Origin of the sequence: Acinetobacter sp. YH12144 (assembly GCF_013418345.1) — a bacterium.
Lineage (GTDB): Bacteria > Pseudomonadota > Gammaproteobacteria > Pseudomonadales > Moraxellaceae > Acinetobacter > Acinetobacter amyesii.
In genome coordinates, this window is sequence record NZ_VPCD01000005.1 from 35,234 (window position 1) to 52,713 (window position 17,480).

Here is a 17,480-nt window from a genome sequence, read left to right on the forward strand (position 1 = left end):
AACTCCTTAATGTTTGGACTCAGTTTGGTACTTTAATGACTTCACCAATACGTAACTGAGCAGACGGTTGTATATCATTCATTTCAGCAAGTTTTGATGTATCAAGTCCATAACGGCTTGCTAAACCAATCAATGTATCGCCGCGTTTAATACGGTATTCACTGATAGTTTTAGGGACTTGTAAATTTTGACCGACACGAAGCCCAGCACGCGGATTCAAGTTATTTAATTCAGCCAATGCTGCCACAGTTAAACCTGTCCGACTAGCAATCGAATTTAAAGACTCGCCTGATTTCACAGTATAGCTTTCAGTATTTGTTGGTTTCACATTGCTCGTAGAGGATTTAGCTTCCGTTTTTTTGGTTTCAGTTGCTTTACTAGCTACATCAGCAGGTAGTTCACCATCTACTTTTAAACGCTGCCCTACACGAATCGCACTATTGGTATTTAGGCCATTTAATTCAGCTAAATAACGTAATTGAAGATGATATTTCTTCGCAATCACACCCAATGTTTCACCTGATTTCACCACATGAATATCGGTCGCATCAACGGAATTCGTTCGTGTATTGGTTTTGCTTTCAATTTTGGTCGCCTCAGCTTTGGTTTCTACTTTAACCGGTGCGACATCACCTGTTAATTTTAATTTCTGCCCAACGCGTAGACCAGAACTACGCTCTATACCATTTAAATTTGCGACATAGTCCATGCCTAAATCATAGCGACTAGCAATGCCTGTCAGTGTATCGCCAGACTGCACCACATATGTATCCGGAACAGTTGAACTTGCAGGAACTTTAATGCTTTGCCCAGCCATCAGCCCACTATTTACCGACATATCATTTAGACTCGCCAATTCTGACAAACTGATTTTTGACCGCGTCGCAATACTGTAAAGGGTATCACCACGCTGCACTTTATAGCTTTCAACTTTATACGCAGGATCAACTTTGACATTTTCAATGCGATTCACGACTTTGCTTTCGAGCTTCTCAACTTCTGCTACAGCTTGTAATGGCACATTAATTTTTTGTCCCACCATCAAGCTACTGCCAGCCGTTAAACCAGTTGTTAAATCTGCCAACTCTTGATTTGACAGCGCATAACGATCTGCAATGAGTTTTAGATATTCACCACGTTTTACCGTGTAGGATTTGGTTTGAACTTTTGCAGATTTTTCGACAACTTGAGCTGCTTTCTTGTCAGCTTCCAATTTTGCTTTAGATGCTGGCGTTTCTTTTAAGGATAATTTCTGCCCAACATATAAACCACTCGTGGTGGTTAAACCATTGTAATCGGCGAGTTGCTTCGTACTTAAACCAAATTGACTCGCAACAGCTGTAAGACTGTCATTTGCTTTCACCACATAGCTATCTGCGATAGGCTTAGCTTTCGATTCTTCATTATTTTGCACAATCGGTTTCGCATCATATAAATAGATGGTCGTACCGACATACAAGGTCGAATCTGGCGAAATTTGGTTCCAAGCTGCAATATCACGCCAATTCACGCCATTTTTCATCGCGATCAACGCTAATGTGTCGCCCGCCAAAACTGTATAAGTACTGCGTTTACCTTTAGGTGGTACAACTACAATTTCAGAATCTGTACGAATGACATTTTTACCTTGGTTGCGTTTGGCTTCTTCGGAATCTGCACCTGTATTTTCAGCCACGCTTTTCGGGTAAGAGAACCCTTTCGTCAGTTCTTTACCTTGTTGGTCTGCAATTGACTGACTGGTCTGAATCGCAGTCAACTTAATCTTGCCATCATAAGGATCGACAATTTCAGTGCCTTTCGGCGCAATAGCTTTAATTTCCTGAACGACTTCTTCTTGTTCTGCTTTAGTCGCTACTGGTTTTAATACCTCATCGACTGTTTTGGTCTCACCTTCAGCTTTAATAGCCGCCATGATTTGCTCACGCTCATTTGCGCTGAGTGGTGGCTCGACAGATACGGCTTTCACAGGCGTCGAAGGTGTTACAGCGACTGGAATACGCGGCGCACTTGGAATATCACTATTCGATGCAAATGCAGCCAAAGCAGATGATCCTATTGGCGTTTTGCCTTTCGTTCCTGATGGAACACTCGGCGTTACCGTTGTAGCGACTACAGGTGGTTTGGCAGAAGCTGTCACTGTCGGCTGTGTTTTAAGCGTAGGTGGCGTCACTTTAGCGGGCTGAATAGTTTTACTATTTAATTCCGGCGGAGTAACACGTGACGGTGTTATTTCAACATTATTTTTTGGTAAGTTATAAGTTGAATTACTTGCCCAATAACCTGATGAACCACCTGATTGTAATTTTTTCAAACGTGCATCAACTGATGGACTCACATCCGCAGGAATTAAAATCCGCATTGGGCTGCTGCTATCAATCACATCGCCACGATGACCAGGGTTTAGTGCATAGAGTTCTGCACGGCTTAAACCGGTAATAGATGCAATTTCATTTAAATTTGCAGGCCCTACAGCCACTTCACGAAAGTGTGGACGGTTGGCAATTGGTGGCAAACTTACGCCATAGGCACTTGGATTTTTAATAATTTGAGCAACAGCCAAGAAACGTGGGACATAGTTCATGGTTTCTTGGGGCAGTTTTAGCGACCAATAATCCGTTGGCAAACCTGCCGCACGGTTACGGTTAATCGCCTGTTGAATGCGGCCCGGCCCTGCATTATATGCAGCCAAAGCCAATTCCCACGAACCGAACTGGTTATGTAGCGCACCTAAAAACTCATAAGCTGCACGCGTTGATTCCACTACGTCACGACGACCATCATACATTGAGGTTTGTTTTAAGCCGTAAATACGTCCAGTACTTGGAATAAATTGCCATAAGCCCGCTGCGGCTGCACTTGAGGTTGCTGCTGGGTCATAAGAACTTTCAATCACTGGTAATAACGCCAACTCAGTCGGCAAACCACGACGTTCTGCTTCTTTAACCGTGTGATATAAATAACGGGACGCACGCGCACTTAAACGATCAATATATGGTTGACGTGAAATAAACCAACCACGCTGCGCTTCAATTCGCGTATCCCAGTGGTTCAAATCCATTTTGAAACCCACAGTCATACGCTTCCAGACATCACCATGCTTCAGTACTAAAAGGCGATCGCCTTCTACGGCACGCATGTCTGTTGCAGAAAGTAAATCTTCGAGTGAATCTAAACTATTGGCATCGAGAAAGTTTGAGCCAACTTGTTTACTTGCTGAGTTCTGCTTAGTCGTTTGCGATGAAGAACAGCCCGTCAGACCAAGAGCTGCGAGCGCAGAACCCAAGACTGTAAATTTAAAAATTTGTGGTAACGTAGGCTGCCAGACAGTCGCAGTTGATTTATACATAAAAAAATCCAGACAACTCATATAAAATTTATTTTTTAGATATGCCATTGTAGTGAAGCAGAACACAGACACAAGGCGTTAATTTAACGCTATTTCAGTATAAATGTTACAAGAAATTAAAAAAATCGCCAGAAATGGATTTCTCTCTGTCATTTGCGTTATACAATATACGGTTCTGAATGCTTGTTTTTCTCCGGATTTGATTTATGTCTCAAACAATCACGCTTTATGTTGATGGTGCATGTAAAGGCAACCCTGGCTTAGGGGGTTGGGGGGCGTATATCATCCGTGAAACTGGAGAAGAAAAACTCTGCGGTGGTGAAGCTGAAACCACCAATAACCGTATGGAATTGACTGCGGCAATTGAAGGTATTCAACACTGTCCGACCGATGCAAAACTGATCATTTGGACAGACTCTAACTATGTCAAACAAGGCATTACCGAATGGATTCATGGTTGGAAAAAGAAAAACTGGAAAGATGTTAAAAATCCAGATCTGTGGAAATTACTGGATGCAACTTGTCAGGGTCGGGAAATTGAATGGAACTGGATTAAAGGACATGCAGGCCATCCGGGAAATGAAATGGCTGATCAATTGGCCAATCTAGGCGCTGAAAAAACCCTCGAACACATCAAACAAGCGGCATCATCTACAGCTGAAGTACCTAAAAAAAAAGCTGAACCTGACTGGCTATTAAATGATCCATTTGGACTTGAATTTGCTGATAGCGAGGATGAAGCAGAAGAAATCTCAGCCGAGTCAGCTATTGACGCAGAGCAGATTGATGACATTACGATAGAACAACAAGCAACAAACACGGCATCAACGTTGAATCCAGATGCTTCTACACAGTCTAAGCAAGCTGCTGAAATCCATCCAATGATTGTCATTACACCAGCAACTGTCGATGTATCTGGCCCACGACAATTAATTTTGGATACGGAAACCACAGGTTTCTATTTCCAAGATGGCGACCGTATTATTGAAGTCGGTGCAGTGGAAATGATTAACCGCAAACTGACCGGTAGCTCAATTCATATTTATATCAACCCGCAAAAACCTGTCGGTGAATCTGAAAATATTCACGGAATCAGTGATGACTTTCTAAAAGACAAACCACTGTATGCTGAAATTGCTGATGTCTTATTTGACTATCTAAAAGGCGCAGAAATCATTGCGCATAACGCAACCTTCGATATGAACTTCCTTGATATGGAGTTCAAACGTGCCGGTTTTGTGGCCTTATCTGAAGTTTGCGAAGTCACCGATACCTTGGCTATGGCCAAAGCCAAGCATCCAGGCCAGAAAAACTCACTCGATGCATTAGTGCGTCGTTACGAAATTCCACAACGTGACCGTACCTTCCATGGTGCCTTACTCGATGCGGAAATTCTGTCTGACGTATACCTAGCAATGACGGGTGGTCAGGTATCCTTTGATATCGATGCCCTGACCCACTCGCAAAATGAAGATAGTTCGCAAACCCGCGCCGCTGTTGAAATAGAATTACCCGTGATTTTACCTTCAGCCGATGAACTTGAAGCCCATGAGACATGGGTCAAACAATTTGAAGAAAAACATGGTACACCTTGCCTTTTTGCGAAATAAAATCTAAATTTCGTGTTACTTTTTGTATATAAACAATTCTTACATACGCTATAGTAAAACCATAAACATGGACCGCCTTAAGGGGCGGTTAATAAACAAGATAAAACATCTAGGAAAGGTGCAGATACATGTCTTACCAAACCTCTATCCATTTTGATCCAACGGCTTTGCTGATAATAAAAAATGAGGTTGATAACTCAATCAAGTTAGTCGAATCAGCAGTCAGCACCTTAGTTGAAGATCAAACTTTACCTTTCGGGATTGATGATGCACTGATTCAATTTGAACAATGTGCTCAAGTACTAGCTTTAGTTGATATGCCAAGTTTGGCAAAAATCGCTCAATATTCAGCAGAGTTAATGCGCAAGATCATGGGGAACCCTGCGCAAATTAACACTCAAGATGTCATCGCACTGAGCGAAGGCACGACCATGCTGAAACGCTACATCGAATTTATCTGCCTGCGTGAAGTTAAAATTCCACAGTTCCTGCTGGACAGTCTAAATCGTCTAGAGCTGTCTTTAGGAAAACCTTTAACGTCGGAAGGCCAACACATTGAGTCCCTACTCGATTGTATTACCCCTGACTTTGACCTACCTCAAGCGCCTGCACTTGAAAAATCAAAATACGTTCACCGTCTGTATAAGTTGGCGTTGAATAAATTGATTAAACAAGAAGAAACTGAGCTGGATTTGCAAGCGATTAAATTGGTCGGTACGTATTTAGCAGGTCTTTCAGACAAATATCCAAGCAAACAATACTGGAACTTGGTTTTTGTTGCATTTAATCAAATTGATCAAATCTTAATTACCGATGCTCGTTTACGTACCTTGGTAAGCATTGAACGCAATATAGCTCAATATTTTGCAGGAACTGAGCGCTTTAAAGCATCCATTTCTGATTTAGCCAATGTCTTAAGTCTAAGCATTAGCCAAGAAGATGACATTTCTCATCATATTCGTGGCAAGTTAAATATCGGTGAAGACCTTCTTACCGACACCCAATTGCAAGTTTTCAGTCGTCATTTATATGGTCCTGACTTCGAAACCATGCATACCATTGGTGAATTGGTTACGACTGAAATGACACAAATTCGTAATGATATTGAATTTAACTATCAAAATATGACGCCTGAAAAAACCCAAGAACTTCAAGCGAAATTGAACGAATTGGCAAATATTTTCAAAGTCTTGAACTTAAATGAAGCGTATAACGACCTGTCGCGTCAAGCTGCGTCATTAGGTAATGCTGAGATTTTACAAGATGAAAGCTTTGCCCAGCAGTTGATGAACAATATCTTGTCTGCCATGAACTCGATTGGTGTGCTTGAGCGTCATCACACTTCTAGCCGCTTACAACTTCGTGTGAATAATATGAATATTTCACTCGACCGTTTAGATGAAGCACACGCTGCTCTGTTAAATGAGACCAAGGTTTTAATTGATGCTGCTAGCCAATCTTTGGTTCAGTATTTACAAAACCAAGATTTGACACAACTTGAAGCGACTGCAACTCAATTCCGTGAAATTGGTGGTGCAATGTTGTTCCTCAATGCAGATGCAGCTCAAAATGCGCTGAATTCAACAGCTCAATTCATTGTGAAACGAGTTGAATCTTCAACAGCGATTGATGCAAATGAAGTGAATCAAGCATTAGATTCATTGGCAAGCGCAGATATGTTGATTGACAATTTAAAGAACAAACAACCTGTTTTACAGGGCATGTTTAAGGTAGCATTGGACAGTAGCGAAAAACTGAAATCAGCAGCAGCCTAATGTCTAAATTATCACTTGCGTATATCTTCAAACAACAGCAATTGCTGGTCGATGAAAACTTTCAACTTCCCGAAGTTGAACAACTCGCAAGTGATTTAAATATTGGCACGGGTGATCGAGTGATTGCCCGTGACCTACTTGAAAATGAGCCTATTCCTGATGGCTTACAACTCATCCCTATTCGCCAGCTTCTACAATTGTGGAATGTTCAACAATTTGAACAAGCCAGCCGTGCTATTCAACTCTTAGAATGGCGTCGTAATCATAAATTTTGTAGCCACTGCGGCACAGCAACTCAAGTCCATGCCACAGAATACGCCATGGTTTGTCCCACTTGCGGTTATCACCAATACCCTCGTGTCAATCCTTGTGTCATTACCGTCATTACCCGTGGTGAAGATGAAATCTTATTGGCAAAAAATGCAAAAAATGTCCGTGCCATGTATGGACTGATCGCGGGTTTTGTTGAAGTCGGTGAAACTTTAGAAGAAGCGGTTCGTCGTGAAACTGAAGAAGAAGTGGGTTTAAAGGTCAAAAATATTCAATACTTAGCCAGCCAACCTTGGCCCTTCCCAAGTAATTTAATGATCGCCTTTAAAGCAGAATATGCTGCTGGTGAACTTCAATTACAAGAAGAAGAAATCAGTGATGCAGCTTTCTTTAAATTTGATGCATTACCTGAAATTCCTTTCAAAGGCAGTATCGCCCATTCGATGATTATGCATGTCATTCATGGTTCTGCTGTTGCAGATGATACCCAGGCATGGTTATAAGCTACTGCTTTTGAGGAACTTAGAAATAAAAAAAGCCGCCTCAGTGCGGTTTTTTTTATTTCTCGCTAATCATGTGTATTCGCTGAATATTTAAATGATTGAATATTTTTTATCCACAAGATAGTCGATTTATTCTATTTTTAAATTCAAATTAAAATAACTTATCCACAATATTAAATTCAAAATAATGACGAAAAATAAATCCATCTGCAAAAGATAAAATATAAAAATCTAATATAAATAAATAAGATAGGAAATTTATGAAACTAAATTTAGCAATTCGGTTGCTTATTTTTAAATGAACTAAATAGTTTAGTAAGTTTATGGCAGATAGTACTTTATTTAATCAAATAATTATGTTAAAAATGCGTTTAAGAAATAGTAATTAACGATAAATAGATCGGAAAGAATATCTATGAAAGTCGTGCAAGAAGAAAACTTATCACAAGTTGACCATCACATGGAATCTCGATATCAAATCGAGCCAATGTCCTGCTTATTTTTTATGTTAGGTATGCTGATTTGTGCATACGTGTTACATACTTTTATTTTTTAATCTATTCAATAAAAAAACCGGCATTTGCCGGTTTTTTTATGCCTTTAGGATTATGCGTTGCGTTTTGCAAAGTCATCCATAAAGTTAACCAGTGCTTGAACGCCTTCTAGCGGAACAGCATTATAAATACTTGCACGCATACCACCCACTGAACGGTGACCAGCTAAATTCAGCAAGTGGTTTTCTTCAGCTTCTTTCAAGAATTGTTTTTCCAATTCTGGATTCGCCAAAGTAAATGGTACGTTCATGATTGAACGGAATTCTTTTGCAATTGGATTTGCATAGAAATCGCTTGAATCAATATAACCATAAAGTAATTCAGCTTTTGCCATATTCGCTTTATAAATTGCGTCTACACCGCCCTGCTCAAGTAACCATTCAAAAACGAGGCCAGATAAGTACCATGCATAAGTTGATGGTGTATTCACCATTGAACCATTTTTCGCTTGAGCTGAATATTTCAAGATACTTGGAATATCTGCTTTCGCTTGATCCAATAAATCATCACGAATAATCACTAAAGTTAAACCAGCCGGACCAATATTTTTCTGAGCGCCTGCATAAATTAAACCGAACTTAGAGACGTCTAATGGTGCAGATAAAATGCTTGATGAAAAATCGGCAACCAATGGCTTGTCTGTTTCAGGAATGTTGGCAAACTGAAGACCACCAATAGTTTCATTATCTGCATAATGCACATAAGCCGCATCATCAGATAAGTTCCAAGTGCTTTGATCAGTAATCGCAAGTTTACCGTCAATGGTGGTACCCGCTTCAACAACATTAATGTCGCCATAACGCTGTGCTTCTTTCAACGCTTTTTCAGACCAAATACCAGTGTGGATATAGTCTGCTTTGCTGTTTTTACCCAATAGGTTTAATGGGATCGCAGAGAATTGAAGTGATGCGCCACCTTGAAGGAATAACACTTTATAGTTGTCTGGAATATTCATCAGCTTACGAAGATCAGCTTCTGCTTTCTCTGCCACAGCGACATAGTCTTTACTACGGTGGCTCATTTCCATGATCGAAAGGCCTTTGCCTTGCCAGTCAAGCATTTCAGCTTGAGCTTTTTCTAAAACGGCAGTGGGTAATGCAGCAGGACCAGCACAGAAGTTGTACGCGCGCATGAGTTTTCCTTTCAAAGTGAAACACAATAAAATGATGGCATTTAACCATATCTGACGCGTGCTTGCAGTAGTTAAAGCTGAAAATATTCCAATGCTGTCTGACATTTAAAGTCAAAATTTCAATAAAGATCAAAATTAATTCTTCTTAATTCAAATTATTAGATTTACTGATATTTTTTATCCCTTGAATTGATGCTAATTTAAGGTCTTGATGTGCGAAAATGACGTGCGCTGCGAAGATAAAATTTATTTACATATGTATATGAAACAATACAACAACTTAGTGAATTTACCCAACTTCATCACAATGACTATAATGAACCCATCCTAGCTGTGAGTGTATTTTTATGCCTTTACCTCGAACAGATTATTCTATAAAAATTAAACATACATTTCGTTCAGGTTTACTGCTTGGCCTTGGTTGTTTCAGTGGCTTTTTTAGCCCTACGGTACTTGCGCAAAGTATCAGTTATAACCAAGCAGAACAAAGTCTACTCACTAGTTCGTATAATACTCAGGCCAACCAAGCGCTACAACAATCTGCCGAACTTCAAGCTCAGGCCATTAAAGGCCTTGGTTTACCTCGTGTGGATTTAAACGTCCGTGCCTATGCCTTTCATAATGAACTCGATATTCCTCTCGGCGCCTTAAAAAACAACTTAGAACAAACGCTGAGTAATGGCATTAATAATAAAATTGATGAAAGCTTACCGAGTGATTTGGCAGACCCATTAAAAGACAGTCTGCAACAGCCAATCCGTGATGGTGTCGGATTAATTCCAGATTCTTCCCAAGTGGTCTTAGATGATCAAGTGATCCGCCCTACCGTTTCCGTAATGATGCCGCTGTATACCGGTGGGTTAACGTCTAGCGCCAAGGAAATTGCCAATATTCAAGCCAAACGCAGCGCGATAAGCAGTGAACAACAACAAGATGTGCAACGTTTTGAATTAATCCAAGCCTACTTCAATGCTCAATTACAAAAAAAATTAGTCGAAAGCAGCCGCTTCAATTTAAATGCGATGCAACAACACTATGCCAATGCGCTCAAAATGGAACAACAGGGTTTTATTAGCAAAGGCCAGCGTATGCAATTTGAAGTGGCGAAGAATAATGCACTCAGAACTTTTCAAAATACTGAAGCGAATCTCCGCTCTAGCTTATTTAAGTTAAACAACTTAATGCAAAGCAGCCAAATTACTGATCTTACAACGCCATTATTTATCAATCAGCAACACAATCAAAATATAACCGCCTTACTAAAAAGTTATCAGGATCAGTCTAGTTTGGTGCGTAAAATGCAATTGGACAGTCAATTGGCTGGTGCTAATGTGAAAGCCCAAAGCGCAGCAAAAAAACCCAACGTCTTTGCCTTTGGTGAATATAGTCTCGACGATAAACAAAATTGGATCGTTGGTGTTGCCGCTCGCTACAACTTATTTTCAGGTATTGATAAAAACAAATCCGTACAAGCTGCTGAACTTCAACGCTATGCATCTGAGTTAATGACTGAGCGTACCAAACAAGAAATTGAAAGCCTGATTTATAGCTCATTTAATGAAGTCACCAGCGCTCAGCAAAGTCACCTGTTGTTACAGCAAAATCTAAAAGCCGCACAAGAAAATTTAAGAATTCAACAGCTTTCATTTAAGGAAGATATGGGTACGGCCACACAAGTCATTGATGCACAAAATGCATTGAACGGGCTACAAAGTGAAATGGCACTCAATGCTTATAAATACGTGATGTCACTTGCAACATTGCTACAAAGTCACGGGAGCATTGACCAGTTCCAAAGCTATATCAATCAATCACACACCGATTACATCCGTTAAACTTAGACTGGGGAAATGCACATGAATCAGGATTCAACTGATCAACCAAAAGACACCTCAACTGAGGATAAATCATCTGTTACATCAACAAATGATACGGTTGTACCAAAGCCTGTTATGGAAAACAGTAGTACGCAAGACGAAATCGCGATGGATAAAAAGCCGACAGAATCTGTTAATTCAACGTCTCTAGAGCAAGACCACTCTTTCTCCCCATCAAAAGACCAACATAAGAAATCTATACTGATAAAAATTGCCGTTGGCATTATATTGATACTACTTTTGGCATTGATCGCATTTGGTCTATGGAAAAGTTATCAGCCTAAACAGGTTGAATTACAAGGTCGAGTAGAGGCAGAAACCATCCACATTAGTACAAAAGTACCCAGTCGTATCGAAGAAATATATGTGCATGACGGTGAAAAAGTACAAGCAGGTCAAGCACTGGTTCGTTTAACCAGCCCCGAAGTCGATGCAAAGAAACAACAGGCTTTAGCTGCTCTCCAATCTGCGCAAGCACTGCAATCCACAGCTGAACGCGGCTCTCAACAAGAAAATATTGATAGTTTGTATGCCAATTGGCAAAGTCTAAAAGCACAGCAACAATTGGCGCAAACCACCTACCAACGTGGTCAAAACCTCTATAAAGAAGGTGTGATTTCACGACAACGCCGTGATGAAATGCAAGCTGCCGCAGTGTCTGCTGCGCAAATGACAGAAGCGTCTTATCAACAATATGCGCGTGCAAAACGTGGCAGTACACCGCAACAACAAAGCTCGGCAGATGCCCAAGTCAAGATTGCGCAAGCCGCGTTAGCTGAAGCCAATGCACTTGAGGCGGAAACCAAATTGTTTGCACCCTCCAATGGCACCATTTCAAAAACCTATGGCAAAGTTTCAGAATTAGTTGCGATGGGTGTGCCCGTTGTAAGCCTGATTCAAGATGATAGCTTATGGATTAGCTTAAATGTCCGTGAAGACCAGTATGCTCAAGTGTATCAACTCAAGACCATGCATGGATTTATACCCGCACTGAACAAATCTGCCGATTTTAAAATTGATCACATCGAAGCCGAAGGTGAATTTGCAACGATTAAAACCACGCGGCAAACGGGCGGCTATGACATTCGTAGTTTTAAAGTCCAACTGAAACCCGCTCAGCCGATTGCTGACTTAAAAGTGGGTATGAGCGTTTTGTTTAAAATTGAAGAGCGTAAATAATGTTTAGGGGCATTCTGCGTGAGTTTCGCTATTTGATGCAGCATAAATGGGACTTGTGCATGGTCACACTTGCCCCTGCCCTTGTGATTTTGCTCTTTACTAATATGTTTGCTCAAGGCAAACCAGATCATTTACCCATCGCGATCATAGACCAAGATCAAAGCAGTTTAAGCCGTAACATTACTCATTTTGCGCAGCTCAACCATACTTTAAAAGTAGCCACCATTACACCTAGTATGGACGATGCTGAAAAGCTTTTAAATCAGACTCAAATTTGGGGCTATATTCATATTCCTGCTGGCGCAGAGCAACGACTGGTTCAAGCAAAAGATGCAGAAATCAGCATTGCCTATAACCAAAGCTATTTTAGTGTCGGCAATAGTATTTCATCAGCCATGCTGCTAAGTACATTGCAAGCCATGGCCGATTTTAGTGGTCATCACTATTTACAAAATACCATTCCCTACCTCGATGCACCGACGCCCAATGTCAAAATTTCACCTTTATATAATCCAGGTTTAAATTATGAGTTCTATTTAGAGCCGTACATGATTCCTGCGATTCTGCATTTATTACTCTGCTGCTGCGTCGCATTTTCGGTTGGTCAAGAAATCAAATATGACACTGTAAATCAATGGGTGAATCCAAGTTCTGTCTTTCAAGCTTTAATCGCTAAAAATCTCAGTTATGTTTTCATTTTTACCGCTTGGACTTGGGCGTGGATGTTCTGGCTGATTGTGTTTAGAGGGTGGTTTGTTCAAGGTTCATTACTGCTCATTTTGCTCGGGCAATTGTTTTTTTATACAGCCTATGCCTTTATCAGTTCTACCGTGGTTTTGGCGACACGTGATCTCACCAAGTCATTTGGTTTTATCGCTGTGTATGGTGGCTCATCACTCAGTTTTGCAGGGGTGACATTGCCGCTGAATAACGCGCCAATGTTTACAAAGTTCTGGGCCAATATTATTCCCTATACGCCTTATGCCAAATTACAAACAGAACAATGGGTCATTGGTAGCCCAATCTCCATTTCAATCACACCGCTTATCACCCTGATCATTTACTGTCTGTTCTATTTGGTTCTCGCCAGCTTCTTTTTACGTAAAGTACTGAAGGAACAAAGCATATGAATAAAATCGCGTTATTTATAACAGCTTTGCTCAGACACTATATTCAAACATTTAAAGATATTGTGAAGCACAGTTCGATTTTTACCACCTTAGTGCTTTCTGTTTTTCTTTACAGTTTTTTTTATCCCATTGCCTATCAAGCGGAACACGCAGAATCGCTCCCTATCATTGTGGTGGATGAGGAACAAAGCATACTCACTAATAAGATTATTGGTGCTGTAGCCAATAGTCCCAATGTAGAAATTCAAGCTGTGACTGGTAATTTTGCTGAGGCTGAAAATATGCTCAGAAGTCAGCAAGCTGACGGGATTTTACTGTTGCCGAGTAATCTTTCAAATAGCATTCGCCGTGGTGAAACCGGTGGAATTGGTTTATATCTCAGTGCTGCAAACTTTCTAAAGACTCAAAAAATTGGCTTAGGTTTAGCCAGTTCTATGGAAAATGCCCTCGTCGAATATGCAGAAAAATTCCAGAACATATCTGATTTTAGCCCCGCTTTGTCGATTCATAAGATTCCATTATTTAATCCACTTTCAGGCTATGGCAGCTATATTTTCCCAGCGGTTGCTCCCTTAATTATTCATCAGACGATTTTATTGGGTCTGTGCATGCTTATTGCGACCTATCGACAAAACACCACATGGCGTCCAAGCTATACACAATTAGCTGGCATTTTCTTGTGTATTTTGACCATTGGAACTTTGGGGTGCTTCTATTTATTTGGTTTTACCTTTTGGCTGAATGACTATCCACGGGGTGGAAATTTGTGGGGCATGTTCATTGCTGTACCCATCTTCCTCAGTTGTATTATTGCGATGACCCTCTATCTCGCAACTTTTCTTGACCTGCCAGAACGTGCAGGACATGTCATCGTTTTTAGTTCTATTCCGCTATTTCTACTTTCGGGAACGGCATGGCCACATGCAGCTATGCCTAAATGGATGCAAATACTCGCTCAAGCATTACCTTCGACCCAAGGCATTCAAATGTTCCTTCAACTCAATCAGATGGGTGTGCCTACAGTAATCGTCATCCCAAAACTGCTTTACCTCACAAGTATTGGACTGATTTTTTTATGTCTTGCTGTCTGGCGTTTAAAGTTTGCCAAAAGATAAAACTGTTTGTGCTGTAAGACATGTCTGGTCTCAAGCGAAATGCGTTCAAACCTATTCATCATAGACTCGAACGCTTTGTATCTAATCATGTCTCAAATTTAAATTCTTGCTGTCATCTATTAGCTGTATGCATTTGGCGTGACAGTCGATGCTTCATCCACTTGAATATCAAAATCATCTGCATCTGAGGTGATCTCAGTAACCAAATCATCTGATTCTTTTTCTGCAGCGTTTTCAAGCCAGAATCCTTTCACTTTATCGTCCCCATCATGACCTGCAAAGACCACACTCATATACAGTTCTTTTTGCGGATAATCATATTTATACACAATTGTTGTGGTCTTACCTTCTCCCAGCCGAGTATTTGCCATTCGCTGAATCACTTGCGCTTCAGCGCTAGGTTGACCTGCAGGAATCAGCTTTTTCATACGTGAAAACAGCTCTGGATCTGCTAGCATCGCATCACGAACATTTTCTTCAACCAATGCCAAAAAGCTGTCTTGATGGGGTTGGTGTAGTGCTGCGAATAATTTTTCTGACTTGGTACGCTGGGAGCTTGTCTCACTTGGTAGGCTTGATTCGAATTTTGCAATCAAGAAATCGCCAATTTTTTCACAAGCCGTTATAGGTAAGATTAAAGCGATGATGACGACTAATTTTTTCAACACCGTACAAGCCCTCTGCTTATTATTAAAATATATAAAGTTAAAATTTATTTCGGATAATCTGTGTGATTTATAGAATTTTCACTGATTTATCTGCTTCACAAGTATAAAGCAAACTTCTATATAAAAATGAAAAATACAGGCTCACATTTAGTTTTTTCGATCTTTCTAGGTAAATCAGAGATTTTGTGAAGTGTTTATTAATAACTCAATTTTATTCGTTTTATAAATTAAACTTAACAATCAAATCGTTTATACAACTAAAAATGATAATTTATCGATCAAACAGTTTGGTTTTGATCAAAATCGTTGGCTGTATTCTCATATAAACTGCAAAATATTGTCGTATTTATCTCCCAAATTATTCAGAACTTTTTGTCATGGCGGACTCAGTCTGTCTGCAACTTTTGTTCGTGGATGACTGTGGGCTTTTTTCTCCCAAATCTGACATAAGAGCTGATGTATGAAAAAGATTAAGGTGAGCCTTGCCTGGCAAATCGTGATTGCTCTCATTCTAGGTATACTTGTTGGTGCTTTCCTACACTATTCTCCTGAATATCGTGATGCTTTAGTTAATAACTTTTTGACTCCTTTGGGTTCAATTTTTATTAACCTCATTAAGATGATCGTTATTCCGCTTGTTGTGTCGATGCTTATTTTAGGTATTGCCAATACAAGTCACGGTAGTAACTTAGGTAAACTAGGTTTCAAAACAATTATTTATTTTGAAATCATTACCACCGTTGCTATTTTAGTCGGTTTAGTTGCAGCCAACGTATTCCAACCTGGTGCCGGCATTGATATGTCTGCATTGACGCAAGTCGATATTTCAAAGTATCAAGAAACAACACATGAAGTCAGTGAACATTCTCATGGTTTGATTCAAACAATACTTTCACTTATTCCATCTAACTTTTTTGCAGCTTTGACGAGTGGTCAAATGCTCCCAATCATCTTTTTCTCTGTGATGTTTGGTGTAGGTTTAGGTGCGCTTGATCAGGAAGTAAAACAACCTTTAATTAAAGTGTTGACCGCTGTTTCTGAAACGATGTTTAAAGTTACGCACATGATCATGATGTTTGCACCTATTGGTGTATTCGGCCTGATTGCAGCGACTGTTGCGAATTTCGGCTTCAGCTCTCTTGTGCCACTGCTTAAGCTCGCAGTTTTAGTTTATGGTGCAATATTCTTCTTTATTTTTATAGTATTAGGTGCCGTTGCCAAGTTCTGTGGCTTCAGTGTTTGGGCCATTATCAAGATTCTAAAAGATGAATTGATTCTCGCGTATTCAACTGCAAGTTCTGAAACTGTCCTCCCCCGTATTATGGAAAAAATGGAAGCTTATGGTGCTCCGAAACCGATTACCAGTTTCGTAATTCCAATTGGCTATTCATTTAACCTCGATGGTTCGACCCTATATCAAAGTATTGCGGCTATCTTTATTGCTCAGCTTTACGGGATTGATCTGACAATCACCCAACAAGTGATTCTGGTACTGACCTTGATGATTACCTCTAAAGGGATTGCAGGTGTACCAGGCGTTTCTTTCGTGGTCTTGCTGGCGACTCTTGGCAGTGTCGGTATTCCACTTGAAGGTCTGGCATTCATTGCGGGTATTGACCGTATTTTAGATATGGCACGTACTGTACTGAATGTGATTGGTAACGCGCTTGCGGTACTGGTGATCAGTAAATGGGAAGGCCAATTTGATACTGAAAAACAAAAAAATTATGCCGCTAATCTTAAAGATGCCGCTTAATTTTATGTCATAAAAAAGGACGCTTAGGCGTCCTTTTTTACAGCTTTGTTTTATTTTTTACCAAACTTTATTTATTTTTTTCACCAAACACTGAAATATTAAAATCTCGAATTTTGTTACTTCCTGCGGGTTTATCAAAACTTACATCATACTGTACAAGGTTTTTATTGGTATAACCATACTCATAAGTAACTGTATATAAAGACGGTTTTTCAGTTGATTTTTCAATGTGCTTTGCTACTATATTTTTGCGTGAGTAATCTTGTTTCGGAATACCCCGTGCAAATTTACGCAGCTCTTTTTCATTCTGTTCAAACTTGGCTTTGAGTTCTGGTTCAAAGTAGGTGTACAGCTTTTCAAAATTGCCTACACGCAACTGATCATAGGCAGCTTGGGCAACTTCAGTCTGTTCAGCACTTGGGTCTGGAATTGCATTTAAGGCTTTTTGACCAATTTGGTCACAGCCGCCCAACCCAAAAAGTGAAGCCATTACAAAATATTTTAATTTCATATTGTACTCATCAATCTAAAATTATCTGTCTATAAAAAAGGACGCCGTAGCGCC

The 17,480-nt window shown here is 40.1% G+C and carries 12 protein-coding genes; 8 read left to right on the plus strand and 4 right to left on the minus strand.

Features of this window, described 5'->3' with window-relative positions; genetic code table 11:
• Nucleotides 1-19: 19 nt before the first annotated feature.
• Complete coding sequence (locus FTU79_RS04810; protein ID WP_180008296.1) at nucleotides 20-3,346, minus strand: LysM peptidoglycan-binding domain-containing protein; 3,327 nt, start codon at nucleotides 3,344-3,346, stop codon at nucleotides 20-22.
• A 206-nt stretch (nucleotides 3,347-3,552) separates the two neighbouring features.
• Between FTU79_RS04810 and dnaQ the strand changes: the two genes are divergently transcribed.
• From dnaQ to nudC, 3 genes are all read left to right on the plus strand, one after another.
• Nucleotides 3,553-4,956 (plus strand): DNA polymerase III subunit epsilon, encoded by a 1,404-nt coding sequence (dnaQ, locus tag FTU79_RS04815; RefSeq protein WP_180049036.1) that lies wholly within the window; start codon nucleotides 3,553-3,555, stop codon nucleotides 4,954-4,956.
• A gap of 128 nt (nucleotides 4,957-5,084) precedes the next feature.
• The gene (locus FTU79_RS04820; RefSeq protein ID WP_180049038.1) at nucleotides 5,085-6,731 is read left to right on the plus strand and encodes a chemotaxis protein; all 1,647 of its coding nucleotides are present in this window, start codon (nucleotides 5,085-5,087) and stop codon (nucleotides 6,729-6,731) included.
• Complete coding sequence (nudC, locus tag FTU79_RS04825) at nucleotides 6,731-7,504, plus strand: NAD(+) diphosphatase (protein WP_180026822.1); 774 nt, start codon at nucleotides 6,731-6,733, stop codon at nucleotides 7,502-7,504. Before FTU79_RS04820 ends, nudC begins: the two co-directional genes overlap by 1 nt.
• A gap of 606 nt (nucleotides 7,505-8,110) precedes the next feature.
• Here nudC and serC read toward each other — a convergent pair.
• Complete coding sequence (serC, locus tag FTU79_RS04830) at nucleotides 8,111-9,190, minus strand: 3-phosphoserine/phosphohydroxythreonine transaminase (RefSeq protein ID WP_078192058.1); 1,080 nt, start codon at nucleotides 9,188-9,190, stop codon at nucleotides 8,111-8,113.
• Between the two features lie 347 nt (nucleotides 9,191-9,537).
• Between serC and FTU79_RS04835 the strand changes: the two genes are divergently transcribed.
• From FTU79_RS04835 to FTU79_RS04850, 4 genes are read left to right on the plus strand one after another with little or no spacing between them, the layout of a single operon-like run.
• Nucleotides 9,538-11,025, plus strand: coding sequence for a TolC family protein (locus FTU79_RS04835; RefSeq protein ID WP_180009977.1), 1,488 nt, complete (start codon nucleotides 9,538-9,540; stop codon nucleotides 11,023-11,025).
• A 21-nt stretch (nucleotides 11,026-11,046) separates the two neighbouring features.
• Entirely contained in the window at nucleotides 11,047-12,246 is a 1,200-nt protein-coding gene (locus tag FTU79_RS04840) for an HlyD family secretion protein (RefSeq protein WP_373684050.1), read from the plus strand.
• Nucleotides 12,246-13,376, plus strand: coding sequence for an ABC transporter permease (locus tag FTU79_RS04845; protein WP_180049042.1), 1,131 nt, complete (start codon nucleotides 12,246-12,248; stop codon nucleotides 13,374-13,376). Before FTU79_RS04840 ends, FTU79_RS04845 begins: the two co-directional genes overlap by 1 nt.
• A gap of 17 nt (nucleotides 13,377-13,393) precedes the next feature.
• Nucleotides 13,394-14,491, plus strand: coding sequence for an ABC transporter permease (locus tag FTU79_RS04850; protein WP_373685645.1), 1,098 nt, complete (start codon nucleotides 13,394-13,396; stop codon nucleotides 14,489-14,491).
• A gap of 119 nt (nucleotides 14,492-14,610) precedes the next feature.
• Here the strand turns inward: FTU79_RS04850 and FTU79_RS04855 are convergent, their stop codons facing one another.
• Nucleotides 14,611-15,159: a hypothetical protein gene (locus tag FTU79_RS04855; protein ID WP_180049046.1), complete on the minus strand. Its 549-nt coding sequence runs from the start codon at nucleotides 15,157-15,159 to the stop codon at nucleotides 14,611-14,613.
• A gap of 460 nt (nucleotides 15,160-15,619) precedes the next feature.
• Between FTU79_RS04855 and gltP the strand changes: the two genes are divergently transcribed.
• On the plus strand, nucleotides 15,620-16,915 hold the full coding sequence (gene gltP / locus FTU79_RS04860; RefSeq protein ID WP_078190399.1) for a glutamate/aspartate:proton symporter GltP: 1,296 nt from the start codon (nucleotides 15,620-15,622) through the stop codon (nucleotides 16,913-16,915).
• Between the two features lie 67 nt (nucleotides 16,916-16,982).
• On the opposite strand, the gene FTU79_RS04865 is transcribed toward gltP, so the two are convergent.
• A complete protein-coding gene (locus FTU79_RS04865; protein WP_180008324.1) occupies nucleotides 16,983-17,426 on the minus strand; it encodes a DUF3887 domain-containing protein in 444 nt (147 codons plus the stop codon).
• Nucleotides 17,427-17,480: the final 54 nt, after the last annotated feature.